The organism is Acidovorax sp. DMC1 (assembly GCF_056314325.1).
Genome location: NZ_JBQUYO010000001.1, coordinates 69977 through 94106, shown reverse-complemented (window position 1 = coordinate 94106; position 24130 = coordinate 69977). Strand labels below are relative to the sequence as shown.

Sequence of the window (24130 nt, the reverse complement as noted above, 5' to 3'; positions counted from 1 at the left end):
GCGCGCTGCGCGTGGGCGGCCATCAGGCCGGCAGGAAGCCTTCCACCGACAGGTAGCGCTCGCCCGTGTCGTAGTTGAAGCCCAGCACCTTGGCGCCTGCGGGCAGCTCGGGCAGCTTCTGGGCGATGGCGGCCAAGGTGGCGCCGGACGAGATGCCGACCAGCAGGCCCTCTTCGCGCGCAGAGCGGCGGGCGTATTCGCGGGCGGGCTCGGCATCGACCTGGATCACGCCGTCGAGCACACTGGTGTCCAGGTTCTTGGGGATGAAGCCCGCGCCAATGCCCTGGATGGGGTGGGGCGAGGGCGCGCCGCCCGAGATCACCGGCGAGGCCGTGGGCTCCACCGCAAACACCTTGAGCTGCGGAAATTTCGCCTTGAGCACGCGGGCCGTGCCTGTCAGGTGGCCGCCGGTGCCCACGCCGGTGATGATGGCGTCCAGCCCGTCGGGGAAGTCGGCCAGGATTTCTTGCGCCGTGGTGCGCACATGGATGTCGATGTTGGCCGGGTTCTCGAACTGCTGCGGAATCCACGCGCCGGGCGTCTGCGCCTGCAGCTCTTGGGCACGGGCAATCGCGCCCTTCATGCCCTTCTCGCGCGGGGTCAGGTCAAACTGCGCGCCATAGGCCAGCATCAGGCGGCGGCGCTCGATGCTCATGCTGTCGGGCATCACCAGAATCAGCTTGTAGCCCTTGACGGCCGCCACCAGCGCCAGGCCGATACCGGTGTTACCGCTGGTGGGCTCGATGATGGTGCCGCCAGGCTTCAGCGCACCAGACTTTTCCGCGTCTTCCACCATCGCCAGCGCAATGCGGTCCTTGATGGAGCCGCCGGGGTTGCTGCGCTCCGACTTCACCCACACGTTGGCGCCAGGGCCAAACAGGCGGTTGATGCGCACGTGGGGCGTTTTGCCGATGGTTTGCAGAATGTTGTCAACTTTCATGGCGTCTCCTGTGAAGCGTTGGGTTGGACACAAAGTGGAAGGTCTGTGACGCGCATTCTGAACCACTTGTTCTACGGCTCTGGCCATATGGATATAGCCAGGGTATGGGGCGGCCGCTGCAGCGCCTGTCACGGCAGGGGTGATACCTCCACGCGCATGGCGCCCGCTGCGGGCGTGATCTGCACCCGGACCGGCAGGCCCATCGCAATGGTCTGCGCGTTGGTGTCCGTGTGCTGCGTCACCTCGCTGCAGGTGTAGCTGGCAGCCTGCCCGCTGCGCCACACCGCCAGGGCCAGCGGCAGCATCCACTGGTCCGCCAGGTGCGGGCCCAGCGCGCCGGTGCTGCGCTGGTAGGCACGCACTTCGTCCACCAGCCGCTTGGCCACCTGCTCGGCCGACAGGCTGCGTTCGCCCAACTGGCAAAACACCTCGGTCACCTGCGCGTACTCCAGCGTGGCGATCAGCGCATTGCCCGGCCCTTCGTTCTGGCGTGTGGGCGGCTGGCGCAGCTGGCCAGCCTCAAACGTCCAGCACATGCGCTGGCCCAGCGCCTCCAGCTCTCGCGTGGCAATGTGGCGCGCCAGGCCGGGTGCCAGTGCCTCGCCCCAGCCGTTGTGCAACGGGCCGCGCTCCAGCACATCCACCGGCGCCAGAGGTCGGGTGGATGGGGCGGGCGTGATGTGCGCCACCAGCTCGCCGCCCCCGGCGGGGTAAAAGCCCCGCCGCTGCAGTTGCAGCTCCAGCCCCACCCCCAGCCGCCGTACGAGCGGTGCAAAGGCGCGTTCCAGAAAATCAAACGGCGGCGCCATCGGGTTGTGCGTGCCGCCCGCCAGTTCGACCTTGCTCGGGCCATCGGCCAGCATCAGCGCGGGCAGCACTGTCTGCAGCACCAGCAGGCAGCTGCCTGCGGTGGCGATCTGAAAACGGTAGTCACCTGCACGCACGTTGCCGGGTGTGAACACCAGCGTTTGCGAATTCAGCTCTGCGCCCTCGGCCTGCCCGCCGCACACGGCCACCGCCGCCTGCACGCAGGCCAGGTGCTGGCGCATGAGGCCCGGCTTGGGTCGCCTGGCGCGGATACGCGTGATGTGCAGTGGGCGGCCGGTGACCATGGACAGGGCCAGGCCAGTGCGCAGGATTAGCCCGCCACCTTCGCCGGTGGAGCCGTCGAGAACGAGGCGGGCAGAGGTGATTTTCTCCAGATTGTTCTTGTACATAAAAATCGGCCATTGCGCCCAATGGACAAGCGCAAGCAGCTATCAAATCAATAGTTAAAAGGGCGTCACCCCTTCACGCAGACGACCTGCTTGAGCGTGTAAACCACCTCCACCAGGTCCTCCTGCGCCGCCATCACCGCGTCGATGTTCTTGTACGCCATCGGAATCTCGTCGATCACGTCCGCGTCCTTTCGGCATTCCACGCCTTCGGTCGCCTTGATCTGGTCTTCCACGGTGAACAGCTTCTTGGCCTTGGTGCGGCTCATGGTTCGCCCTGCGCCGTGGCTGCAGCTGTTGAAGCTCTCGGGGTTGCCTTTTCCGCGCACGATGAAGCTCTTGGCCCCCATGCTTCCCGGGATGATCCCCAGCTTGCCCTGCTCGGCACTCACCGCGCCCTTGCGGGTGACGAACACGTCTTGCCCGAAGTGCGTTTCGCGCTGCACGTAGTTGTGGTGGCAGTTCACGGCTTCCACATGCGTCTCGAACGGCTTGGTGATGACTTTTCGCAGCGCGGCGATCACGCGGCCCATCATCACCTCGCGGTTGGCGGCGGCGAACTTCTGCGCCCACCCCACGGCCTTCACGTAGTCGCCGAAGTACTGCGCGCCTTCCTCGAAGTACGCCAGGTCCTTGTCGGGCAGGTTGCGCTGGTTCATCTCGGCGTCCTTCTTGGCCAGCTCGATGAAGTGGGTGCCGATGGCGTTCCCCACACCGCGCGAGCCCGAGTGCAGCATCACCCACACGGACTGGTGTTCGTCCAGGCAGATCTCGATGAAGTGGTTACCCGTTCCGAGCGTCCCAAGGTGCTTGTAGTTGTTCGTGTTCTTGATGCGCGGGTGCGCTTCGCAAATCTCGTCGAACTCATCCACGAGCGCGGCCCAGGCGCGGTCGGTCTCGGCGGGCGGCGTATCCCAGCTTCCCTTGTCGCGGCCGAAACGCTTGGGGGTCATCCCCACGGGCACGGCGCGCTCAATGGCGGCGCGAATGCCAGACAGGTTATCGGGCAGGTCGCTCGCAGTCAGCGTGGTCTTGCACGCCATCATTCCGCACCCCAGGTCCACCCCCACCGCAGCGGGGATGATGGCCTTGAGGGTGGGCACCACCGAGCCGATGGTCGCGCCGATTCCCAGGTGCACATCGGGCATCACCGCCACGTGCTTGAACACGATGGGCAGGCGCGCAATGTTGCGCAGCTGGTTCTTGGCGTCTTCTTCTACGGGCACGCCGTTGGTCCACATCTTTACGGGCACGCCGTTGGGCACTTCGTATTGTTCGTAGTGGTTGTTCATCTCGTTCTTTCGTCTTGGTCGTTCATTGCACCATTCCGCGTGCTGCGGCCTGGGCGTAGTTCTTCAGTTCTTCGTCGTTCTTCACGTTGCGGATGAAGGCATCCATATGCGCCTGCAGCTCTTTGTATCGCTTCAGCTCCGCTCCCTCATGACCAATGCCATGCAGTGCCGATATCTGCGCCTCGCGCCAAGGCATTTCCAGCATCTCGCAGAACACCTGCCACATCGCGTCGCGCCACTCGGGAATGTGTTTGGCATTCCAGAATGTGGGCCACACGTCAAACCACATGTAGCTCACGAAGTAGAGGCGGTCCCTTCTGCTGCCGATGGCGTTGTGTGCTGTGCTCAGCCGCGGGCCGAGGCAGTCGCGCCATAAGGTGGGCAAAGCTTGCATCATGCGCATGGCGTCGGCCAGGGGCACCGAAGGGTCGTTCACCATGTGCGGAATGTCGCCCGCGTTGTTGCTCATCACATGGTTCAGGCCCATCCCCACCTGCTCGTCGCTGTAGGGTGCCAGGTCGGTGCCCGCGTTGGCGAACAGCACGGTCTGGATGTGCGTCCATTGCAACGGCGTGGCCTCGAACTCCGGCTCGTCCATATCCCAGTACCACTCCTGTTCGTTCTTGTGGGGAACAGGGCGGTCGAAAAGGTAGCGCAAGGCCGCGCCGTAAAGCGCTGGGTCCAGGCCTATGGCTTCGCAGGTCACCGGCGAGTGGTCCCGCTGCTGGCGCTTTTCGCGCGCTGTCAATTTCTTGTTCTTCATGGCATTTCTCCCTTGCGCTGGGTTCGTCTTAGCGCATCTTCACCAATCCATTCAGCACCTGGTCCAGGCCGCCAAACACCGAGATCTTGTCGATGCGCTCGGCCACGCGTTCCAGCGTCTCCAGCTCTTTCATGCGCAGGGCGACGGGGTTGTCCTCCATCACCTTGGCAGTGTTGAGCAGCGAGCGCGTGGCGGCAGTTTCTTCGCGGCGGCGGATCACGTTGGCCTCGGCCTGCTTCTGGGCTTGCACTACCTGGGTCAAGATGGTTTTCATCTCGCCGGGCAGCACGATGTCCTTCACGCCCACGCTTTCCAGTTGCATGCCATAGGGCAACAGCTTGGCGGCCATGTGGGCGGTCACCACTTCGTCGATCACCGTCTTGTTCTCCAGCAGCTCATCAAGCGTGCGGGTGCCCACGGCGGCGCGCAGCGCAAACTGCAGCTCGCGGTACAGGTAGTCGGCAGGCTTTTGCAGCTGGCCATAGGCCTGCAGCACATGCACAAAGCGGTAGGTGGCGCACAGGTTCAGGCGCAGGCTGACCTTGTCGCGGGTCATGATGTCCTGGCCCGATACTTCCACGGCTTGCAGGCGCAAATCCACCATCTCCACGGCCACGGTGCGGCCGTACTTCCAGAAGGCGTAGGTGCCTGCGGTCAGCAGGCGTTCCACCTTGCCGTCCACCGTCAGTAGGCCGCACTGGCCCTCGGGCACTTGCACCTGCTGCACGCCGTTCAATCCGGTCACGCTGCGCTGGCGCAGCTGGGTTTGCGTCAATCGCGCCACCAGTGCGGCAGGCAGTTCTGCGCCTGCTTGCAGGTCCACCACTTGCACGCTCACCTCCACCAAGCCTTTCCAATAAAGACGGCGGGTGCCAGGGGGCAGGATCTCGACCAGCACGCCGTTTTCGCTGCGCAGGCCCACTTCGGTTTCCGACAGGCTCACCTGCACAAACTCGGCCGCCACCACGGCGGGCTCCTGTGCCATCAGGTACTCGGCCAGGCCGTGGGTGAAGGCGGGTTGTTCGAGGGCGAAGGTCTCCACGCGCAGCGCGTCGGTGCCCGCAAACAGCCAGTAGGTGCCGCTGCGCAGCACGCGGTCAAAGCTGCCATTGCGCAGCAGCAGGGCGCGTTCGTTTTTCTTCACGGTGGCGCGTTGGAACATCTTCATCAGCATCTCTTTTTCCTCTTTCTTTCTTCTTTGTTGTCGTCACTCGTCACATATCGGGTTGCCGTTACAGCGATGGCGGGGTGCCAGGGGGCGCAGCCTGGGCCGTGCAGTGCGCCGTGGTGGCTGCCCCCATCCCCAGCGGGAAGGGCGGCAGCGCGGCTGGCTGCGGGCGCGGGCTGTGCCGGGTGCTGGCACAAACCGCCACCGGCTGACGGGGTGAATCCCTTGCGGTTGCAGCGCAACCTGGGGGCTTCTCCCCGCGTTCGGCGGGTGGTCTTTCGACCGGTACTTCCAATCAAGGTCTTGCGACCGTGGGCAGGAATCGAACCTGCGACAACCGCCTTTCGGCGGGGCTCTACCAGACTGAGCTACCAGTGGTGGCACGCCTGGAGTCGAACCAGGCAGTTCCTTTCGGAGTGGTCACCACGACCGTGCCGTCGTTACCCAGCGTTTGCGATGTGCGGCATGCAGAACGTCAACAGAACCCGAAGGCCCCGGATGCCCGGCACCGGTGGGGCGAACGTTGGTCCTAACCCCGACCTGTGAGCGGTCACCGCTTGCACTGGATGCATCTTCTATTGCCAGATGCATGCCAGCTTGCAATGCAGGGCGTTAATGCGTTCAAGTTGTTGATTTGTATGGGGTATTTTCCTTTCGGTGAAATTGATTGGGTGTTTAGATGCCAAGATAATTAGAATGAAAGCTAGTTAAATAGATAAAAAAATATGCGCAAAAACAAGGTGGTCATCGGCTTCCTGGGCACCCAGCTGGACTCTGGCAAGGGCGCAGGTCGGTGGGAGAAATGGCGCCCCACGGTGTCCCTGGTGCAGCATGAGGATGTGGTGATCGAGCGGCTGGAGCTGCTCTACACCCCGCCGCACCGCGAGCTGGCCCACCAGGTGCGCGCGGACATGGCCACCGCCTCGCCCGAGACCTCGGTGAACCTGGTGCCGCTGCCCATCGCCGACCCGTGGGACTTTGGCGAGGTCTATGCCCAGCTGTACGACTGGACGCAGGCCTACCGCTTTGACACCGAGCGCGAGGAATACTGGACGCACATCACCACCGGCACGCATGTCGCACAGATCTGCCTGTTCCTGCTGGTGGAGTCGCGCCGCATTCCGGGTGTGCTGGTGCAGACCTCTCCGCCCAAGCGCCAGCGTATCGGCGACCCCGGCAGCTACACGCTGATCGACTTGGACCTCTCGCGCTACGACGTGATCGCACAGCGCTTTGGCGCCGAGCAGCAGAACGCGGTGCAGTTCCTCAAAAGCGGCATTGCCACGCGCAATGCCCGCTTCAATGCGCTGATCGACGAGGTGGAGCGCGTCGCAGTGCGCTCGCGCGCGCCCATCCTGTTCACCGGGCCCACGGGCGCGGGCAAGTCGCACCTGGCGCGGCGCATGTTCGAGCTGAAGAAGGCCCGCCACCAGGTGGGGGGCGAGTTTGTGGAAGTGAACTGCGCCACGTTGCATGGTGATGGCGCCGCGTCCACCCTGTTCGGCCACAAGAAAGGCGCGTTCACCGGCGCGGCGGCCGACCGCGCAGGCCTGCTGCGCACGGCGCACAAGGGCGTGCTGTTTCTGGACGAGATCGGCGAGTTGGGCGCAGACGAGCAGGCCATGCTGCTCAAGGCCGTGGAAGAAAAGCGCTTCTACCCCCTGGGCAGCGACCGCGAGGTGGAGAGTGACTTCCAGCTCGTGGCGGGCACCAACCGTGACCTGCGCACCGAGGTGGCGGCTGGGCGCTTTCGTGAGGACCTGTTTGCGCGCATCAACCTCTGGAGCTACGTGTTGCCCGGTCTGGCGCAGCGACCCGAGGACATCGAGCCCAATGTGGACCACCTGCTGCAGCGAGCGGGCGAAGAGCTGGGCCGCAGCGTGCGCTTTTCCAACGAGGCGCGCGCCGCCTACCTGCGCTATGCACAGTCGCCCGAAGCGCTGTGGACCGGCAACTTCCGCGACCTCTCGGCCAGTGTCACGCGCTTGGCCACGCTGGCCGACAGCGGCCGCATCGGCCTGTCGCTGGTGGAGGCCGAGATCGCCCGACTGCGCTGGCTTTGGCAGCCCGCGAGCGATGCGCGCCATGGTCTGGCTCCCGCCGCAGGAGCGGTGGGGCGCGACGAACTCGCGGCCTTGCTGGGGGGCGAGGTGGTGGAGTCCATGGACCTCTTCGACCAGTTGCAATTGGCCGCCGTGCTGCAAGTCTGCCGCCAGTCGCGCACCTTGTCGGATGCAGGGCGCGTGCTGTTCCAGGCCTCGCGCACGCAGCGCACCGTGGTTAACGATGCGGACCGGCTGCGCAAGTACCTGGCGCGGTTTGGGCTGGATTGGGAGCGGGCATCGGGTGCTGGGCGATAATCTCGCCCGTGAAGCATGCCAGACCGCCGCTGGTGCAATCTGGGAAACCAGGCACTGGAGGAACGTCCGGACTGCACAGGACAGCGTAGCAGCTAACGGCTGCCCACCGTGAGGTGAGGATCAGAGCAACAGAGACGAGTCCCGGGGGAGTGCCGCAAGGCAAACCACCGGGGGTGAAACGGGCAATCTCTACGCGCAGCAATACCAAGTAGGCCAGCGTTGATGTGGTTCCGCAGAGCTGGCGGGTAGGTAGCACCGAGCCGTGGTGGCGACACCCGGCCCAGATTAATGGCGGTCACACTGCGGGCAACCGTGGTGCACAGAATCCGGCTTATCGGCGCGCTTCACACTTTATTTCTACCCTGGCGCCTCTGGCGCAGGCGGGTTCAGCCTTTCGCGCAATGGGGCGCGTGCCCCCGCTCCAGCTCTGTCGCCCGCTCCACCGTGTCGGGGTGGCTGCTCAGCAGCGACCAGACAGGGTGCGATGCGATCTCCTGCGCCGTCTTGCGTTGGTGAGCCGCATCGGCCGTGCTGGCTCCAGACGCGGGCGCCGAGGCCACGGCTGCCGGGCTCTTGCCCGGGTCTTTTTTCTGGGCGTCTTCCTTGTCCTCATCACGCGCAATCGCCAGCAACAGCTGGCCCATGGGCGCTGTGGGCAGTGCGGCGTGGCGCATGACGGCGATGGCATAGCAGTCGGCCTCGCGCTCATGGCTGCGGCTGTAGGCCAGGCCGGTGAGCAAGGATGCGCCGGTAGAGACGATGCCGGACACATCACCCAGCGCCAGCCCCAGGCCCATGTTCAGCACCCCCTGCTGCACCACCATGCGCGTGGTGTGGCGTTGCACCACATGGCCCACCTCGTGGGCCAACACGCCCACCAGGGCGTTGTCGTCCAGGCCCTTGTCGGCCGCTGCCTTCACGATACCGTCGGTCATCACGATCTTGCCGCCGGGCAGGGCAAAGGCGTTGGCGCCCATGCCGGATCGGAACTCCAGGGACAAAGGCGGCCGATAGCCGGCGTAACGCTGCAGGCCGGGGGGCGTTTGTAGCACCAGGGCGTCAAAGCGGGCCTTGAGCTGGTCTTGCCGCTCCTTGGGGAGCTTGCTGGGCTTGAGGGTGCCTTCATCCATCTGTTTGAGCACGTTCTCAGCCACGCTGGTTTCCCAGCCCAGGGGCACAAACCGCGTGAGTTGCGTGGCGGCCCATGGTGTGCCGTAGCGGTAAAACAGCGTGAGGCCGATGACGGCGGCAGCCGTCACGCCCAGCAGCACGGGCCAGCGGGTCTGCATGCGTTGTGCGATGCCGGGGCGCTCGCCCGCAGCGGCCAGGGCCGCGCGCCACTCGGTCACGGCGTCGATCTCCACGCTGCCATGGTCGCGCAGATCGACGACCACGCGGGGCTGCGGCTTGCGCTCGTTCCAGGCCTCCGGCCAGCCCACCTGCTTCCAGGTAAAGACCACCGGCTCGGCACCCGGCTGCGAGAGCGGATGCAGCGCCAGCGATGGGCCTTGCGGTGTGGGCCGCAGGCTCACCACCACCGGACGGGCCTTGCTGCTCTGGCCGTCAAACCAGCGCCCGGGGACCAGGGCGGGGTGCTCGGGCGCCGACATGGTCAACCGATGAGGTCGAGGCCAGCGGCATCCGCCAGCGCATCGCCCAGGCCACCCTGCTGCTGGCGCACCATGGCCCCGCTCACCTGTTCCACGCCACCCTTGACGTGCAGGGTGACGGACTCGCACTTCATGCGGTATTCACTCACCCGCGCAAACGGGCGGTACAGCCCCAGCGTCAGCAGGGTGAGCAGCATGTTCTTGATGCGCAGCCACACGTACTGGCCGCTTTTCAGGTGGCACTTGAAGCGCGCCACATGGCTCACGCCGATGTTGTTCCACATCAGCTGGAACATGCGCGCCTCGCGGTAGGCGCGGGCGGGGGCCGACGCCAGGATCAGCATGAAGATGCCGGCGATGATGGACACGATGATCACCACAAACATCCACAGGCCCAGCCGGTTGCTCTGGCTGGCCACCAGGGCGATGGAGCTGCCTGCCAGGATGCCGATCAGCGCCGAGAAGCCCACCACGCACAGGATGAATACAGCCACGGTGGCCATCCACACCTTGACGAAGTCCATGTACACGGGCTTCCAGCGGCCTCGCTCGGCGCCCACCTGGGCCTTGAGCACCAAGAGGCTCTTGAAGTTGTATTCGGTGCGGATCACGCACAGCACCGACAGCACCAGGCCCAGCAGTATCAAGCCGCCCATGGCGGGCGTGAAGCGGGGCATGGGTTGTTTCTTGCCCTCTTCTTCGATGGCCTCCAGCGCCTGGGCCAGGTCGGGCGACAGCAGCTGCAGGCCATAGAACACACCAAACCACACCAGCGCCAGTGCAAACACGGGCCAGCTGGCGAGGTAGACCTCTTTCCAGCTTGCAGTGAACTGCAGTCGCAGCCCGCGCCAGCGTGTGGCCCCCAGGCGAAACCGCATGGCGCTGGCCCAGATGAAGGGCGCCAGCGCTGCGCCGGCCAGCAGGAACAGGCCCACGGCCGTATCCTGGCCGGTGTTGGCGGCCAGGTTATAGGCAATGGTCAGCAGCATCAGCAACACAAAGCCCATCACCATCTTGCGCTGCTGCGCGGTGAATTCGAGGGGGCTGCCGGCCACCAGCGTGTGGCTGTAGAAATACTGGGCGGTGCGGCGGCGTGCCCAGGGGGTGTAGATGCCCAGCGTGACGATGGACAGCAGCACGTTGACGATCCAGACCCGGAAATACTCGCCCCCGCTGCCCGTGAACTCGAGCGGGTGGGCATCGATGTTCATCGGCATGAAGGTGGACATCGGCCCCGCAGCGCCGCCTGACGATTGGTTTGTGTTCATGAACTCCCTCCAGAGTGCTGCGCAGTGTAGCAGCGGTGCGGATCGAAGGAATTCAAATGAAAAAGGCTTGAAGCGCTTGTTGTAAAAGCGCTGGTAGCTATGTTTTCAGGAGCATATGTGCTTGACTTGTCCGGTGCGCATCGGCAGGGCGCCGCTGGGCCCGCAAGCCCTTAGGGCAACGCTGAACAAGTCCCTCGCGCACCGCGCACCCCTGCTTTGGGCGGTCTGCCGCGTTGCAAATCCTCGCGATAGCTACGGCTATCGCTGTGGTTTGCGCCTTGCATCCCATCCCAAATCAGGGCGCGCGCCACTGCGGGGACTTATTCAGCGTTGCCTTAGAACTTCTCCCACGGCTGCAGGTAGCGCCACTGCCCCTCGGGCACCTTGGCCAGCGGCACGCGGCCGATGCGGATGCGCTTGATGCCCACCACCGTCAGGCCCACCGCTTCGCACATGGCAGGGATCTGGCCGGGGCGGATGCCCTTGAGCGCAAAGCGCAGCTTGGTTTCGTTCTGCCAGCTCACCTTGATGGGGGGCAGGGGGCGGCCGTTGAACGTGAGGCCATGGCACAGGCGCTGCAGGCCATTGGACGCGATGTCGCCCTTGACCTCGACGATGCACTCTTGCTCCAGCGACTCGATGTCTTCGGCCAGCTTGCGCGCAATGCGCTTGTCCTGCGTGTAGACCACGAGGCCACTGGCCTCGGTAGGCAGGGGGGTGAAGCATTCGAGCTGCTTGAAGTGGCGCTGCAGCACGCGGATGCCCGAGGCGTCTTCTGGCAGATGCGACGCGGCATTGAGCAGCGTGAGCGCCTGTGGCGCCCCCTGGCTGCGGCTGGCGTGGGCCGCTTGCCCTGTGGCTGCGCCCGGCAGGCCCAGGCCGGCTTCAAACCCTGCGGGCTTGTGCAGCAGCAAGGTCACCGGCGTCAGCGCCAGCAGACTGGCATCGGGTGCGACCGTCACGGCCTGATCGGGGCGCACACGCGCGCCGGGGGCTTCCTCGATCTGGCCGTCCACGCTCACAAAGCCGCCCTCGATGAATTGCTCGGCCGTGCTGCGCGAGCAGTTCAGTTGTTCAGCCACGCGTTTGGCCAGGCGGATGTGGGTGGGGTCGGGGTTCTTGTCGGTCATTGAATATTGAAGGCGGTCTTGGTGTTCTTGTGGCTCAGTTGTTGCCGGGCTGCAGAGAGCGGATGCGCTCCACATGCGCCAGCAGCGAGCGCTGGGCCACGGGCCACATGCGCGGCGGTACATCGTCGTAGGCGTGGCGCACCCAGTCGTCCATGCTGCCTTGCGGCAGCGCCTGCATGGCGGCCAGCACCTTGGCCTCACGTGCCAGGCGGTGGGCCTTGAGCTTGGCGATGGCATGGCGGGCACCGAGGACCGGGCCCCCGAGCACGTAGCCGTGCGCGGGCAGGATGAACTCCACGCCGTGCTCGGCGCAGACCGCATCCAGCCGGTCTAGCGAATCCAGGTAGTCGGCCATATTGCCGTCGGGCGGGTCGATCACGGTGGTGCTGCCGTTCAGGATGTGGTCGCCGCTGAACAGCAGCGCGTCCTCCACCAGCAGCAGGCACAGGTGGTTGGCCGCATGGCCCGGGGTGTGGATCACCTGCAAGGTGTGGGTGATTTTGCCCTCAGGCGCTAGTCCTTCAATCACGAGCAGCTCATTATTTTGTAGCGCCCGGTCGGGGGTGAACTGGCTGGCCGCGCGGGCCGTGGGGGCAGACGGCAGGCCCAGAACGGGCGGGCGCGCCTTGCCGGCCTGCACACACATCGCCTGCAGCGGCGCGGCGCCGGGTGAATGGTCGGCGTGCGAGTGGGTGCACACAATCATGCGGATGTCGCCCCCCGCTGCACGCCAGAGCTTGTCCAGGTGCTCGGCGTCGGCCGGGCCGGGGTCGATGGCGATGAAGCCCGTGGCCGGGTCGCCCACCAGGTAGCTGTTGGTGCCGGGGCCGGTCATCACGCCGGGGTTGGGCGCGGTCAGGCGCATCACGTTGCGCAGCAGCGGCACGGGGCGCTCGGTCTGCCAGTCCAGCGGGTGCACGATCTGCCCGTCGGGGCACACCAGCGCCAGCTCGCCAAACGGCATGTCGTCTTCCATGTAGCGCGCTTCCTTGCCCGCTAGCAGGCCTGCGCGTGGGCAGCTCACCCACAGGGGCTGCTCGTGCGCCACGGCGTCCAGCACCGCCTGGGTGCTGGCAAATTGGGCCAGGCGCTGCAGCGTGCGGATGGTGGGGAAGATCATGAAGAACTGCCCCGCCTCGTGCCGCGCCAGCGCGTCGGCCGGGCGCACCCACACGGGCTCGAACTGCTCGGCCTCGTCGGCCACGGGCTCCTGGCCCGCGGGCATGCGAGCCACCAGAAAGGGCACCTCAAAGCGGCGCGCCAGGTCGCGGTCGGCCGTCCAGTGGGCCAGCAGGTACACCCCATCGGCCGCCAGGCGCAGTCCGCGTGCGGCGCACTGCGCGGCAAACGGCTGGTGGCGGTCGATGGCGGCAATGTCCTGCGTATCGGCCATCTGCCCGTGGCGGGGGCCCTCGGCATGGCGTGCCAGCAGCACGCCCAGTTCTTCAAAACTCTCGCGGATGGCCGCAATCGCCTGGGTCAGGTGCAGGTCGCTCTGGGTGGGGCGGCGGTCCGCCGCGGCGTGCGTGGCGGGGGCGGCATCCAGCGCATCAATGCCCCCGCCGGGGAAGACATAGGCGCCGGGCGCAAAACTGGCCGTGGCCGAGCGCCGGGTCATGAGGACTTCGAGCCCGCCGCCGTCAGGCACATCGCGCAGCAGCAGCACGGTGGCGGCGGGGCGGGTGGCGACGGGTTCGCGGTGGGGGTGGAGTTGTTGGCTGGAGCGGGGCATCAGGCCATTATCGAGGCGCGCTGGACTCCGTGCACTCCTGCCAGCGCACAGGCTTCAGTGGGGGCCATAGCGTGTGCCCCTTTGTGTAAGGGGCTCGGCACGGTCAGTGCCCCACGGGCACAGGGCCGCTGGCGCGCACGGGGATGCCGCTGCGCCGGTCCAGCACACCGCTCCAGTGCGTGAGGGCCAGCGACACCAGCACCACCAGCGCACCGATCCACGGCGTGTGCTGCAGGCCCAGGTGCGTCACGATCAGGCCACCGGCCCACGCGGCGCTGGCGATGCCCAGGTTGAACGCGGCGATGTTCAGGCCCGAGGCCACGTCCACCGCCTGCGGCGTGAAGCGCTCGGCCTGCTTGACCACATACACCTGCAGCCCCGGCACGTTGCCGAATGCCACGGCGCCCCACAGCAGCACGGTGCCCACAGCCAGCCAGGGGTGGGGCGCGGTGAACTGCAGCAGCAGCAGCACGGCCGCCAGCAGCGCAAAGATGATGCGCAGCGCAGGGATGGGGCCCAGCCGGTCGGCCAGCTTGCCGCCCCAGAGGTTGCCCACGGCCACGGACACGCCGTAGACCAGCATCACCCAGCCCACGGCACTGGCGCTGAAGTCCGAGATGTCGGTGAGGATGGACGCGAGAAAGGTGAACGGGATGAAGGTGCCGCCGTAGCCAATGGCTGTCTTGGCGTACACCAGCAGCAGGCGGGGCTCGACCAGCACCTGGGCTTGTTGCGCCAGCGAAGCGGGGGGCGTGTGGGCGATGTGGCGGGGTACAAAGACTGCACTGCCGATGAAGGCCACCACCCCCAGGACCGACACGGCCAGGAAGGTCTCGCGCCAGCCGAAATGCTGGCCGATGAACGTGCCCAGCGGCACACCGGTGACCAGGGCCACCGTGAGGCCGGTGAACATGATGGCAATCGCGCTCGCGGCCTTTTCGCGCGGTACCAGGCCGGTGGCGATGGTGGAACCGATCGAGAAGAACACGCCATGCGCCAGCCCGGTCAGGATGCGCGCCGCGACCAGGGTCTCGTAGCGGGGCGCCTGCCAGGCCAGCAGGTTGCCGGCGGTGAACAGTGCCATCAGCGCCAGCAGCAGCGCCTTGCGCGGCAGCTTGCCGGTGAGTGCGGTGAGCACCGGGGCGCCAATGGCGACCCCCAGGGCGTACAGGCTGACCAGCAGGCCCGCCGAGGGGATGCTGATGGAAAGGTCTGCCGCCACGGTGGGCAGCAGGCCAACGATCACGAACTCGGTCGTGCCGATGGCAAATGCGCTGAGCGTCAGCGCGAGCAAGGCAATGGGCATGGGAACACTCCAGTTTTCAGGCTTTCGGGCTGTGGAGTGTGGGTGTTTCAGTCTTGCTGAAAAAGATCGTTAAGTGCCATTGATAATTGATCTGAAATCAACAATCAAGCGCCAGGAGGCCCATGAAAACCACGCTGGAAGAACTGCAGGCCTTTGTGGCTGTGGTGGATGGCGGTTCGATCACGGCCGCAGCCGACACGCTGGGCCAGACCGTCTCGGGCATCAGCCGGGCGCTGGCGCGGCTGGAGAAAAAGCTGGACACCACGCTGCTGCGCCGCACCACACGCCGCACCGAGCTGACGGAGGAGGGCCGGGCCTTTTTGCAGCGCACGCGCGCCATCCTGGCCTCCATCGACGACGCCGAGGAGCACATGGCCGCGCGCCGCCAGCAGCCCGCCGGCCGCCTGCGGGTGAATGCGGCCACGCCCTTCATGCTGCACGCCGTGGTGCCCCTGGTGCCTGCGTTTCGCAAGGCCTATCCACAGATCACGCTGCAGCTGGACACGGACGAGACATACATCGACCTGCTGGAGCGGCGCACGGACGTGGCCATTCGCATCGGGCAGCTACCGGATTCCACCCTGCATGCGCGCCCGCTGTGCACCAGCCGCCTGCGGGTGCTGGCCAGCCCCGACTACCTGGCGCGGATGGGCAAGCCCAAAAGTGTGGCCGACCTGGCCCGGCACACGCTGTTGGGCTTCAACCAGCCCGAGTCGCTCAACCAGTGGCCGCTGCGCGGCGCCCATGGAGACGCTTGGCCCATCGTGCCCGGCCTCACCGCATCGAGCGGCGAGACACTGCGCCATCTGGCGCTGCAAGGGGTGGGCATCGTGTGCCTGTCGGACTTCATGACGGCCGCTGACCGCGCGCGCGGCGAGCTGGTACAGGTGCTGGCCAAGGACACGGTGGAGGTGCGCCAGCCCATCAGTGCGGTGTACTACCGCAACACGCAGCTGGCGGCGCGCATTGCGTGTTTTCTTGATTTTCTGCAGGAGCGTCTGGGCTGAGCAGGCCTGCCTTGCAGGCCCGCCGCTAGCGCAAGGCGCGCAGTTGCTGCAGGCGCTGCAGCACGGCGTCGATGACGGCGTTGGCGCCCTCTACATCGCAGCTCCACAGCATTTCCAGCAACTCGATCAGCGCGATGGCGTTGGTTTCCTGCAGCGCTGCGCGGGCGGCAGCCTGCAGGTCGTGCAGGTCCAAATCCTGAAGAACATCAACGGTCAATCCCATGGGGTGCTCCTTGTTTTTTTGAGGAGGCCCATGGTAGGTGCGTGGCGGCCAGGTGCCGGGCTGCGCGGCATGATCAAGATCAAGGGCGGACGAGAAACCCGGCGCCCTGGCGCTCGCCGTCAGCCGCGCGCCGGAATCGCCAGCCCCCGGGCCACGGCCGGACGTGCCACGAAGGCGGCAAGCACGCGCTGCACCTCCTTGAACTGTTCGAACTCCACCAGGTCGCCCGCGCCGTAAAAGCCCACCAGGTTGCGCACCCAGGGCAGGATGGCGATGTCGGCGATGGTGTACTGGTCGCCCATCACCCACTGGCGGCCCGCGAGGCGCTCGTCCAGCACCTTGAGCAGGCGTTTCGATTCAGCGACATACCGGTCGCGCGGGCGCTTGTCTTCAAAGTCTTTGCCCGCAAACTTGTGGAAGAACCCGAGCTGGCCAAACATGGGGCCCACACCGCCCATCTGCCACATCACCCACTGCAGGGTTTCGTAGCGTCCGGCGGTGTCTTGTGGCAGCAGCTGGCCGGTCTTGCTGGCCAGGTAGACCAGGATGGCGCCGGACTCGAACAGCGCCAGCGGCTGGCCGTCCGGGCCGTTCGGGTCCAGGATGGCCGGGATCTTGTTGTTGGGGTTGAGCGAGAGGAATTCGGGCGTGGTCTGGTCGTTGGTCTCAAAGCTCACCAGGTGGGGCTCGTAGGGCAGGCCCAGTTCTTCCAGCGCAATCGACACCTTCACGCCGTTGGGCGTGGGCAGGGAATACAGCTGGATGCGGTCCGGGTGCCGGGCGGGCCACTTGCGGGTGATGGCAAAAGCGGAAAGATCGGTCATGCGAGGTTCCTGAAAAGCCGGTGGAATCGAGAGAAGCTGCCAAGCGTAAGCTCGTGCGCGGTTTAGCGCAGGGGCGGGGCCATAATCCCGTCCCATGAAGATTCGCTTCACCAAAATGCAGGGCGCGGGCAACGATTTTGTGGTCCTCGACGAAACCCAGGGCCGCCTGGGGCTCAGCGCCGCCCAATACCGCTTTCTGGCCGACCGCCATTTCGGCGTCGGCGCCGATCAGATCCTCACCGTGCGGCCCTCGCCGGGGGAGGGCATCGACTTTGAATACGTGATCCACAACGCTGATGGCGGCGAGGTGGAGCAGTGCGGCAACGGTGCGCGCTGTTTTGCACGCTTTGTGCACGACCGGGGGCTGTCGGGCAAGGACACCATCCGCGTACAGACCAAAAGCGGCGTGATTGCCCCCCGCCTCACGGGCGACGGCCGCGTTACCGTGGACATGGGCCGGCCCGAGTTCGACCCCGTCAAGGTGCCGTTCGACACCACCGGTCTCACGCCCGTGCAGCAGGGTTCGGGGCAAAAATGGCCGGTAGCGCTAGAGGAATATGCCTCAGGTGCTTCTGTTTTGGTAGCGGTGGCCTCCATGGGCAACCCGCATGCGGTGCAACTGGTGGACAACGTGGACACGGCGCCTGTCGCGCAGACCGGACCGCTGATCGAGCGCCACGCGCGCTTCCCCCAGCGGGTGAACGCGGGCTACCTGCAGATCGTGGACCGTTCCCATGTGCGCCTGCGGGTGTTCGAGCGCGGCGCAGGCGAGACCCTGGCCTGCGGCACTGGCGCCTGCGCGGCCGTGGCCAGCGGCATCCGGCTGGGGCTGCTCGACCCCGAGGTGAACGTGGACACGCGCGGCGGCCGCCTCACCATCGCCTGGAGTGGCCAGGAGGCTGATTCCGTTTTCATGACCGGCCCGGCCACCACGGTGTTCGAAGGCCAGATCGACATTCCCGACACGCTCGTATGACTACCCACATCCCACCGATCACCGAAGACGACATCGCCCAGTTCCTCACCAACACGCCGGGTTTCTTCGAGCGCCATGCCGAGGTGCTGGCCAGCGTGCAGATCACCAGCCCGCACGGAGCGCGCGCCGTGAGCCTGCAGGAGCGCCAGGCCGAGATGCTGCGCGAGAAGATCAAGGGCCTGGAGCATCGGATCATGGAAATGGTGCGCAACAGCACCGAAAACGCCGCCATCGCCCACAAAGTGCACCAGTGGACCGGCAGCCTGCTGCAGGTGCGCGACCCGTTCGACCTGCCCCAGGCCGTGGTCGATGGAGTGCGCACCCTGTTCGATGTGCCCCAGGCCGCTGTGCGGGTGTGGGCGGTGGCCGCGCCCTACATCGACGCCGACTTCACCCAGGGTGCCAGCGAAGACGCGCGGGCATTTGCCTCGTCGCTGACCATGCCCTTCTGCGGCCCCAACCTGGGCTTCGAGCCCGCTGGCTGGCTGGCGCAAGAGGGCGACGAGCCCGCCCAGTCCCTGGCCCTGCTGCCGCTGCGCGCGGGCGCCATCGACAGCGCCACGCCAGCGTTTGGCCTGCTGGTGCTGGGCTCGCACGATCCGCAGCGGTTTGATGCCACGATGGGCACCGACTTCTTGTCGCGTATGGCAGAGCTGGCCAGCGCAGCACTGTTGCGGCTTCAGTAACCCGCCTTCTGGCAGCCCGTGCCAACCTAGCGGCGTCTCGGCGACGGCTCCATGTCTGAAACGCCCGCAGCACCCACCACGCTCGACCCGGAGGTCGTGCGCTATCTGGAGCATGTGCGCGTCGAAAAGCGGCTGGCCGCGCGTACGCTCACGCTCTACACCCTGGACCTCGAAAAACTGGCGCAGTTTGCTGCTGGCGTGAACGTGCCGCTGCTGCAGTTGCAGACGGCACACATTCGCCGCTTTGTGGCACAGATGCACAGCGGCGGGCGCAGCGGGCGGGGCATTGCGCTCATCCTCTCGGGCTGGCGCGGCTTTTTCATCTGGGCCGGGCGGCAGGGGCTGATTCCGCACAACCCGGTGCAGGACGTGCGCGCCCCCAAGGCGCCCAAGCCCTTGCCCAAGGCGCTGGGCGTGGACGACGCCGTGCGGCTGGCCGAATTCGACAACGCCGGCGCCGACCCCTGGCTGGAGGCGCGCGATGCGGCCATGGTGGAGCTGCTGTACGGCTGCGGCCTGCGCGTGGGTGAACTGGCGGGGCTCGATGCCATCCCCAACGCCGACACCCAGCGCCAGGGCCGTGGCTGGGTGGACCTGCAAGCGGGCGAGGCCCATGTGTTCGGCAAAGGCAGCAAGCGCCGCAGCGTGCCGGTGGGCGCCGCGGCCACGGCCGCGCTGCAGGCCTGGCTGCAGCTGCGGGCCACACCGTTTGGTGGCGAAGGCTCCGCACGGCTCGACACCGCCCTGTTCGTGGGCCAGCGCGGCAAGCGCCTCACCGCCCAGTCCATCTGGCTGCGCCTGCGCCAGCGCAGCCAGCAGGCGGGGCTCACCACACCGGTGCACCCGCACATGCTGCGCCATTCGTTTGCCAGCCACCTGCTGCAAAGCAGCGGCGACCTGCGCGCGGTGCAGGAGCTGCTGGGCCACGCCAACATCACCACCACGCAGGTCTATACGCGACTCGATTTTCAGCACCTGGCCAAGGTGTATGACGCGGCCCACCCGCGTGCGCGGAAGAAGTCCCCCTGAGCCGCCGCGCGGGTCTCCGCGAAAGCGAAGCAACCGCCCGCCCGCCGCGCGGAACCAAGTGGCCCCCCGGCGCCTCCGATCCATCTGCCGCCCGCCGTGGGCGCCCTGGAGTTGTCGTCATGCTGCTGAACTGGATCCAATCGAACCTTAAATCGAACCGGTGGTTCATCGTGCTGCTGTTGTGCTTTGGCGTCTTTCGCACTGCCGTGGCTGACTGGAACCCCATCCCTTCGGGCTCGATGCGGCCCACGCTGCTGGAGGGGGATGTGGTGCTGGTCAACCGCCTGGCCTACGACCTGAAGCTGCCGCTCACCGACGTCATCCTGGCGCACATCGACGACCCGCAACGCGGCGATGTGGTCACCTTCTCGTCTCCGCTGGACGGCACCCGCCTGATCAAACGCATTGCCGCCTTGCCCGGTGACACGGTGGAGATGCGCAACGAGGTGCTCTACATCAACGGCCAGGCGGCCGAATACGAGAGGCCCGATTCTGTGCAGGAGGCGGTGATGCCGGGCCACACGCTCACCGCCACGCGCTGGACGGAGCGCCTGCTGGGGCATGAGCGCCGCGTGCAGTGGCTGCAGGGCGTGACGGCGCGCAGCAGCTTCGATCCGGTGCAGGTGCCCGAGGGCGAATACCTGGTGCTGGGTGATAACCGGGACAACAGTGCCGACTCGCGCTACATCGGCCTGGTGCCGCGCCATCTGCTCATCGGGCAAGCGCACCGCGTGCTGCTGTCGGCCGATGTGTTGGGCCACTGGGCGCCGCGCCTGGAGCGCTTTGGCAAGGCGCTGTAGTCTGGTTCATCCACAGCGTGACCGGCCGCTCTAAGCCGCTCAGGCGGCCGCCATCGGCAGATGGGCGTGGCCGAGCAAGGGGCGGCGTACGGGCCGGTGTTGCACGACAGCGCGTGGCTCTTGCACGGAAGCCTGGGCTTGCTCCTGGCCATCGGGCAGCTTGAAGGTAGCAACCGTCTGCACCAGTTCGCCCGCCTGCTGGTTCAGGCTGGCAGCGGCAGCGGCCATTTCTTCCACCAGGGCAGCGTTTTGCTGGGTGGCGTGGTCCATCTGCGTCACCGCTTCGTTGATCTGGTCCACGCCCTGGCTTTGCTCGGTGCTGGCGGCACTGATCTCGCCCATGATGTCGGTGACGCGGCGGATGGAGGCAACGACCTCGCTCATGGTTTGACCGGCGCGGTCCACCAGGGCCGATCCGGCTTCCACGCGCTCTACGCTGGTCCCGATCAGGCCCTTGATCTCGCGGGACGCCTCGGCCGAGCGGCTCGCCAGCACGCGCACCTCGGTGGCCACCACGGCAAAGCCCCGGCCCTGGTCGCCTGCACGGGCGGCTTCCACGGCGGCGTTCAGCGCCAGGATGTTGGTCTGGAACGCGATGCCGTCAATCACGCCAATGATCTCGGAGATCTTGTTGCTGCTGTCGTTGATGTCCTTCATGGTGCGCACCACGTCGGCCACCACCTCGCCCCCTTGCACGGCAATCGATGTGGCGGCCTGGGCCAGCTGGTTGGCCTGGCGGGAGTTTTCGGCGTTCTGGCGCACGGTGGCGTTCAACTGCTCCATGGAGGCAGCGGTTTCCTGTAAGGCGCTGGCCTGCTGCTCTGTGCGCGCTGACAGATCGTTGTTGCCCTGGGCGATTTCGGCTGACGCGTAGGAGACGCTGTCACTGTTGGTCCGCACCTGGCCGACCAGATGCACCAGTGACTGTTGCATCTCCTGCAGCGCCTGCAGCAGTTGTGCGGTTTCGTTGGTGCCACGGTAGGTGATGGGCAGGCTCAAGTCCCCGGCCGCCACGGCGCGGGCGGCATCCACTGCGCGGCGCAGGGGAGCCGTGGTGGAGCGCACGATGCCAAATCCAATCGCCGCACCGGCCACCAGGGCCAGCCCTGTGAGCGCCAGCACCGACACGTTCAGCGTGGACACCGCCGCCACGGCATCGGCCTGGGCGGTCTTGGCCAGCGACTCCTGGAATTCGATCAGGCCGTCGAGGGCGTCAAAGTACGCCTTGCGCGGCGCCGCCATGGACCCTGTCAGCACAGCCCGTGCATCGTCCATGCGACCGGCGGTCAGCAGTTCGGAGTAGCGCGACAACTGCGCCGCGTACTCACCGCGTGCGCGCAGGGTTTCGGCCAGTGCGGCTTTGCCTTGGGGCGTGGTGATCTGCTGTGCGAGGGCTTCGAACAGCTGCGTGATCTGTTGGCGCTTGGCGTTGATGGTGGCCTGGTGCCGTTGTACGTTTTCGGGGCTGGTATCCAGCAGCATCTGCGTGAGGGCCAGTTCGACCCCCGTCACGTCTTCCTTGGCCACATGCAGGTGCAGCACCTTGGGGAAGCGGTCATCGATGATGGAGTGGAACGCTTTGTCAGCGCGGCTTGCCAGCACCACCGACATCGTGCCCATGAGGCCGATGAGCAGCGCCATCAAGCCAAAGCCCAGCGTGAGCCGGGTCGAAATCTTCAGGTCATTGAATTTCATGGTGTGTCCAGTTCTTGGGGGAGGGGGTGGCCGTTTAGTGGGTGGCGGCAAGGGCTTCGCCCGCCACAGGCCGGGCAAGGAATTTCTCGATGTCGAGCAGGATCAGCATGCGCGGGCCCACCGAGCCGATGGCCAGAAGGTGTTCGGGCTTGACGTTGCCGCGCAGGGCGGGCACTGGGCGCAGCTGTTCGCGCTGCAGCGTGAGCACGTCGGACACGCCGTCCACCACCACGCCCACCGTGCGCTGGCCGATGTGCAGCACGATCACCACCTTCAGGTGGTCGTACTGCACGGCGGTCTGTCCCAGCTTCAGGCGCAGGTCGATGATGGGCACGATCACGCCGCGCAGGTTCATCACGCCCAGCAATTCGCCCGTGGCGTTGGCAATGGTGGTGGGCTTCTCGTACGTCCGGATCTCCTGCACGCGCAGGATGTCCACCCCGTATTCCTCGTTGCCGATCTTGAAGGCCAGGAATTCGCGCAGATCGGTCATCACGGCCTGGGCCGTGCCGGGCGCTGGGGCGAGGCGGGTGGTGCTGGGGCGTGTGGCGGAGGTGGTCATCGGAGTGCTTTGATAAAAATGATAATTTACGCAATTCTATCGATTGAAAATCACATTTGTCAAATATGCGGTTTCAAGAGAGCGACTCGTCCGGGTGTCTGCCTGGCGAAGAGGGGCGGACGGCGCGTGTCTGACCAAGGCGTGATCAGGCGCGGTGATGGCTTCTGCGCGCGTTTTCCGTCGGCGGGGCACTCTCCCGTGCCCGCCAGCCCGCACAATCCGGGGCATGAAAACCCTTCGACTCCGCGCAGGCAAAGAGCGCTCGCTGCTGCGCCGCCATCCCTGGATCTTTGAATCGGCCATCGCCAAGGGCGGCGGCGACAGCGGCGAGACCGTGCGCGTGGAATCGCACGAAGGCCAGTTCCTCGCCTGGGCGGCCTACAGCCCCAGCTCGCGCATCCGCGCGCGGGTGTGGAGCTTTGACGAGGCGCAGCGCATTGATGCTCCATTTTTTATAGCTGCTTGCGCACGTTCCATAATCGCCAGAGCCCGTTTTGATGTGCAAAGCGATGGCGTGCGCCTGGTGCACGGCGAGTCCGACGGTCTGCCGGGGCTCATCGTGGACCGCTATGGCGATACCCTGGTGGCGCAGTTCACCAGCGCAGGCACCGAGCGCTGGAAGGGCGTGATTGCCGATGCGCTGCTGCGCGAGACGGGGCTGACCAAGCTGTACGAGCGCTCGGACGCCAGCGTGCGTTCGCTGGAAGGTCTGGAGCCCGCCACCGGCTGGCTGCGCGGCGGGCCGACGGGCGCGGCGGGCGCGGCGGGCGCGGCGGGCGCGGCGGGCGATGGCGAGGGGCCGCCGCTGGAGCTGACGATCCGCGAGCACCAGTGGCGCCTGACCCTCAACATCGCCGAGGGCCACAAGACAGGCTTTTATCTGGACCAGCGCGACAGCCGCAAGCGGTTTGCCGACTACACCCAGCGCCTGGGCTTCAAGCATGTGCTCAACTGCTTTTGCTACACCGGCGGCTTCAGTGTGGCGGCGCTGGCGGGCATGCGTGCTGCGGGCAATGTGGCCGACGGGCACGTGACCTCCATCGATTCCTCCGGCCCGGCCCTGGAGCGCGCCCGCGCTCACGTGGCGCTCAATGGGTTCGATCCGAACCGCGCCACCTTCCTCGATGCCGACGTGAACGCCTCGCTGCGCCAGTTCCTCAAGGAAGGCCAGCGCTTCGACGCCATCATCCTGGACCCGCCGAAGTTTGCGCCCACTGCGGCGCATGCCGAGCGCGCCGCACGCGCCTACAAAGACATCAACCGGCTGGCACTGCAGTTGCTGTCACCCGGGGGCGTGCTGTTCACCTTCTCGTGCTCAGGCGGCATCAGCGCCGACCTGTTCCACAAGATCGTGGCCTCGGCCGGAGCGGATGCCGGGGTGGACGGCTTCATCCTGGAGCGCCTGGGCGGCGCACCCGACCACCCGATGACGCTGGAGTTTCCGGAGGGCGAGTACCTCAAGGGGCTGGTCGTCATGCGCAAGGGGTGAGCTTTCCGGCGCCAGCAGGGGCTTGACAGCCTCGGTACACTGAAAAAGATGCCCCT

The 24130-nt window shown here is 66.3% G+C and carries 21 protein-coding genes, 1 tRNA gene and 1 other RNA gene; 8 read left to right on the top strand and 15 right to left on the bottom strand.

Annotated features, from left to right (window positions below; all coding sequences use genetic code 11):
• Positions 1–22: 22 nt before the first annotated feature.
• The 6 genes from cysK to ACT531_RS00390 form a co-directional block, all read right to left on the bottom strand.
• On the bottom strand, positions 23–940 hold the full coding sequence (cysK, locus tag ACT531_RS00415) for a cysteine synthase A (RefSeq protein ID WP_110961412.1): 918 nt from the start codon (positions 938–940) through the stop codon (positions 23–25).
• Positions 941–1068: 128 nt separating this feature from the next.
• On the bottom strand, positions 1069–2157 hold the full coding sequence (gene rtcA, locus ACT531_RS00410; RefSeq protein WP_476016101.1) for an RNA 3'-terminal phosphate cyclase: 1089 nt from the start codon (positions 2155–2157) through the stop codon (positions 1069–1071).
• A 65-nt stretch (positions 2158–2222) separates the two neighbouring features.
• Entirely contained in the window at positions 2223–3446 is a 1224-nt protein-coding gene (locus ACT531_RS00405) for an RtcB family protein (RefSeq protein ID WP_476016100.1), read from the bottom strand.
• Between the two features lie 22 nt (positions 3447–3468).
• Positions 3469–4209, bottom strand: a complete 741-nt coding sequence (locus tag ACT531_RS00400; RefSeq protein ID WP_476016099.1) for a hypothetical protein — start codon at positions 4207–4209, stop codon at positions 3469–3471.
• Positions 4210–4237: 28 nt separating this feature from the next.
• Positions 4238–5377, bottom strand: coding sequence for a slipin family protein (locus tag ACT531_RS00395; RefSeq protein ID WP_476016098.1), 1140 nt, complete (start codon positions 5375–5377; stop codon positions 4238–4240).
• Positions 5378–5683: 306 nt separating this feature from the next.
• Positions 5684–5756: transfer RNA gene (locus ACT531_RS00390), tRNA-OTHER, on the bottom strand.
• Positions 5757–6102: 346 nt separating this feature from the next.
• On the opposite strand from ACT531_RS00390, the gene rtcR reads away from it, so the two are divergent.
• A complete protein-coding gene (rtcR, locus tag ACT531_RS00385) occupies positions 6103–7737 on the top strand; it encodes an RNA repair transcriptional activator RtcR (RefSeq protein ID WP_476016097.1) in 1635 nt (544 codons plus the stop codon).
• A 10-nt stretch (positions 7738–7747) separates the two neighbouring features.
• An RNA gene (gene rnpB, locus ACT531_RS00380) (RNase P RNA component class A) lies at positions 7748–8087 on the top strand.
• A gap of 36 nt (positions 8088–8123) precedes the next feature.
• On the opposite strand, the gene ACT531_RS00375 is transcribed toward rnpB, so the two are convergent.
• The 5 genes from ACT531_RS00375 to ACT531_RS00355 all read right to left on the bottom strand — a co-directional run bounded on the left by ACT531_RS00375 (position 8124) and on the right by ACT531_RS00355 (position 14783).
• Positions 8124–9347, bottom strand: a complete 1224-nt coding sequence (locus tag ACT531_RS00375) for a M48 family metallopeptidase (protein ID WP_476016096.1) — start codon at positions 9345–9347, stop codon at positions 8124–8126.
• Positions 9348–9349: 2 nt separating this feature from the next.
• Positions 9350–10615, bottom strand: a complete 1266-nt coding sequence (locus tag ACT531_RS00370) for a YjgN family protein (protein WP_476016095.1) — start codon at positions 10613–10615, stop codon at positions 9350–9352.
• A 335-nt stretch (positions 10616–10950) separates the two neighbouring features.
• Positions 10951–11745 (bottom strand): rRNA pseudouridine synthase, encoded by a 795-nt coding sequence (locus ACT531_RS00365; protein WP_476016094.1) that lies wholly within the window; start codon positions 11743–11745, stop codon positions 10951–10953.
• A gap of 34 nt (positions 11746–11779) precedes the next feature.
• Positions 11780–13477 carry an MBL fold metallo-hydrolase gene (locus ACT531_RS00360; protein ID WP_476016093.1) on the bottom strand — a complete coding sequence of 566 codons (1698 nt, stop codon included), beginning with the start codon at positions 13475–13477 and terminating at the stop codon, positions 11780–11782.
• 103 nt (positions 13478–13580) lie between these two features.
• Positions 13581–14783, bottom strand: a complete 1203-nt coding sequence (locus tag ACT531_RS00355; RefSeq protein WP_476016092.1) for an MFS transporter — start codon at positions 14781–14783, stop codon at positions 13581–13583.
• A gap of 122 nt (positions 14784–14905) precedes the next feature.
• On the opposite strand from ACT531_RS00355, the gene ACT531_RS00350 reads away from it, so the two are divergent.
• On the top strand, positions 14906–15790 hold the full coding sequence (locus ACT531_RS00350) for a LysR substrate-binding domain-containing protein (protein WP_476016091.1): 885 nt from the start codon (positions 14906–14908) through the stop codon (positions 15788–15790).
• A gap of 25 nt (positions 15791–15815) precedes the next feature.
• On the opposite strand, the gene ACT531_RS00345 is transcribed toward ACT531_RS00350, so the two are convergent.
• A complete protein-coding gene (locus tag ACT531_RS00345) occupies positions 15816–16013 on the bottom strand; it encodes a hypothetical protein (protein WP_291437212.1) in 198 nt (65 codons plus the stop codon).
• A 119-nt stretch (positions 16014–16132) separates the two neighbouring features.
• The gene (locus tag ACT531_RS00340) at positions 16133–16837 is read right to left on the bottom strand and encodes a glutathione S-transferase N-terminal domain-containing protein (RefSeq protein ID WP_476016090.1); all 705 of its coding nucleotides are present in this window, start codon (positions 16835–16837) and stop codon (positions 16133–16135) included.
• A gap of 94 nt (positions 16838–16931) precedes the next feature.
• Here ACT531_RS00340 and dapF point away from each other — a divergent pair, with 94 nt between their 5' ends.
• The 4 genes from dapF to lepB all read left to right on the top strand — a co-directional run bounded on the left by dapF (position 16932) and on the right by lepB (position 20328).
• The gene (gene dapF, locus ACT531_RS00335) at positions 16932–17813 is read left to right on the top strand and encodes a diaminopimelate epimerase (RefSeq protein WP_476016089.1); all 882 of its coding nucleotides are present in this window, start codon (positions 16932–16934) and stop codon (positions 17811–17813) included.
• Positions 17810–18499, top strand: a complete 690-nt coding sequence (locus ACT531_RS00330) for a DUF484 family protein (RefSeq protein WP_476016088.1) — start codon at positions 17810–17812, stop codon at positions 18497–18499. Before dapF ends, ACT531_RS00330 begins: the two co-directional genes overlap by 4 nt.
• Before the next feature lie 51 nt (positions 18500–18550).
• Positions 18551–19528, top strand: coding sequence for a tyrosine recombinase XerC (locus tag ACT531_RS00325; RefSeq protein WP_476016087.1), 978 nt, complete (start codon positions 18551–18553; stop codon positions 19526–19528).
• Positions 19529–19647: 119 nt separating this feature from the next.
• Complete coding sequence (gene lepB, locus ACT531_RS00320) at positions 19648–20328, top strand: signal peptidase I (protein WP_476016086.1); 681 nt, start codon at positions 19648–19650, stop codon at positions 20326–20328.
• 39 nt (positions 20329–20367) lie between these two features.
• Here the strand turns inward: lepB and ACT531_RS00315 are convergent, their stop codons facing one another.
• Together ACT531_RS00315 and ACT531_RS00310 are read right to left on the bottom strand one after the other, a co-directional pair.
• Positions 20368–22023, bottom strand: a complete 1656-nt coding sequence (locus ACT531_RS00315; RefSeq protein WP_476016085.1) for a methyl-accepting chemotaxis protein — start codon at positions 22021–22023, stop codon at positions 20368–20370.
• Between the two features lie 34 nt (positions 22024–22057).
• Positions 22058–22585 (bottom strand): chemotaxis protein CheW, encoded by a 528-nt coding sequence (locus ACT531_RS00310; protein ID WP_476016084.1) that lies wholly within the window; start codon positions 22583–22585, stop codon positions 22058–22060.
• A gap of 226 nt (positions 22586–22811) precedes the next feature.
• Between ACT531_RS00310 and ACT531_RS00305 the strand changes: the two genes are divergently transcribed.
• On the top strand, positions 22812–24074 hold the full coding sequence (locus tag ACT531_RS00305) for a class I SAM-dependent rRNA methyltransferase (RefSeq protein ID WP_476016083.1): 1263 nt from the start codon (positions 22812–22814) through the stop codon (positions 24072–24074).
• The last annotated feature ends 56 nt before the right edge of the window (positions 24075–24130 follow it).

What these genes read in the sequence shown, in the direction of transcription:
- cysK (WP_110961412.1), bottom strand. Translation starts at nt 940, where the DNA reads ATGAAAGTTGACAACATTCTGCAAACCATCGGCAAAACGCCCCACGTG.
- rtcA (WP_476016101.1), bottom strand. Translation starts at nt 2,157, where the DNA reads ATGTACAAGAACAATCTGGAGAAAATCACCTCTGCCCGCCTCGTTCTC.
- ACT531_RS00405 (WP_476016100.1), bottom strand. Translation starts at nt 3,446, where the DNA reads ATGAACAACCACTACGAACAATACGAAGTGCCCAACGGCGTGCCCGTA.
- ACT531_RS00400 (WP_476016099.1), bottom strand. Translation starts at nt 4,209, where the DNA reads ATGAAGAACAAGAAATTGACAGCGCGCGAAAAGCGCCAGCAGCGGGAC.
- ACT531_RS00395 (WP_476016098.1), bottom strand. Translation starts at nt 5,377, where the DNA reads ATGAAGATGTTCCAACGCGCCACCGTGAAGAAAAACGAACGCGCCCTG.
- rtcR (WP_476016097.1), top strand. Translation starts at nt 6,103, where the DNA reads ATGCGCAAAAACAAGGTGGTCATCGGCTTCCTGGGCACCCAGCTGGAC.
- ACT531_RS00375 (WP_476016096.1), bottom strand. Translation starts at nt 9,347, where the DNA reads ATGTCGGCGCCCGAGCACCCCGCCCTGGTCCCCGGGCGCTGGTTTGAC.
- ACT531_RS00370 (WP_476016095.1), bottom strand. Translation starts at nt 10,615, where the DNA reads ATGAACACAAACCAATCGTCAGGCGGCGCTGCGGGGCCGATGTCCACC.
- ACT531_RS00365 (WP_476016094.1), bottom strand. Translation starts at nt 11,745, where the DNA reads ATGACCGACAAGAACCCCGACCCCACCCACATCCGCCTGGCCAAACGC.
- ACT531_RS00360 (WP_476016093.1), bottom strand. Translation starts at nt 13,477, where the DNA reads ATGCCCCGCTCCAGCCAACAACTCCACCCCCACCGCGAACCCGTCGCC.
- ACT531_RS00355 (WP_476016092.1), bottom strand. Translation starts at nt 14,783, where the DNA reads ATGCCCATTGCCTTGCTCGCGCTGACGCTCAGCGCATTTGCCATCGGC.
- ACT531_RS00350 (WP_476016091.1), top strand. Translation starts at nt 14,906, where the DNA reads ATGAAAACCACGCTGGAAGAACTGCAGGCCTTTGTGGCTGTGGTGGAT.
- ACT531_RS00345 (WP_291437212.1), bottom strand. Translation starts at nt 16,013, where the DNA reads ATGGGATTGACCGTTGATGTTCTTCAGGATTTGGACCTGCACGACCTG.
- ACT531_RS00340 (WP_476016090.1), bottom strand. Translation starts at nt 16,837, where the DNA reads ATGACCGATCTTTCCGCTTTTGCCATCACCCGCAAGTGGCCCGCCCGG.
- dapF (WP_476016089.1), top strand. Translation starts at nt 16,932, where the DNA reads ATGAAGATTCGCTTCACCAAAATGCAGGGCGCGGGCAACGATTTTGTG.
- ACT531_RS00330 (WP_476016088.1), top strand. Translation starts at nt 17,810, where the DNA reads ATGACTACCCACATCCCACCGATCACCGAAGACGACATCGCCCAGTTC.
- ACT531_RS00325 (WP_476016087.1), top strand. Translation starts at nt 18,551, where the DNA reads ATGTCTGAAACGCCCGCAGCACCCACCACGCTCGACCCGGAGGTCGTG.
- lepB (WP_476016086.1), top strand. Translation starts at nt 19,648, where the DNA reads ATGCTGCTGAACTGGATCCAATCGAACCTTAAATCGAACCGGTGGTTC.
- ACT531_RS00315 (WP_476016085.1), bottom strand. Translation starts at nt 22,023, where the DNA reads ATGAAATTCAATGACCTGAAGATTTCGACCCGGCTCACGCTGGGCTTT.
- ACT531_RS00310 (WP_476016084.1), bottom strand. Translation starts at nt 22,585, where the DNA reads ATGACCACCTCCGCCACACGCCCCAGCACCACCCGCCTCGCCCCAGCG.
- ACT531_RS00305 (WP_476016083.1), top strand. Translation starts at nt 22,812, where the DNA reads ATGAAAACCCTTCGACTCCGCGCAGGCAAAGAGCGCTCGCTGCTGCGC.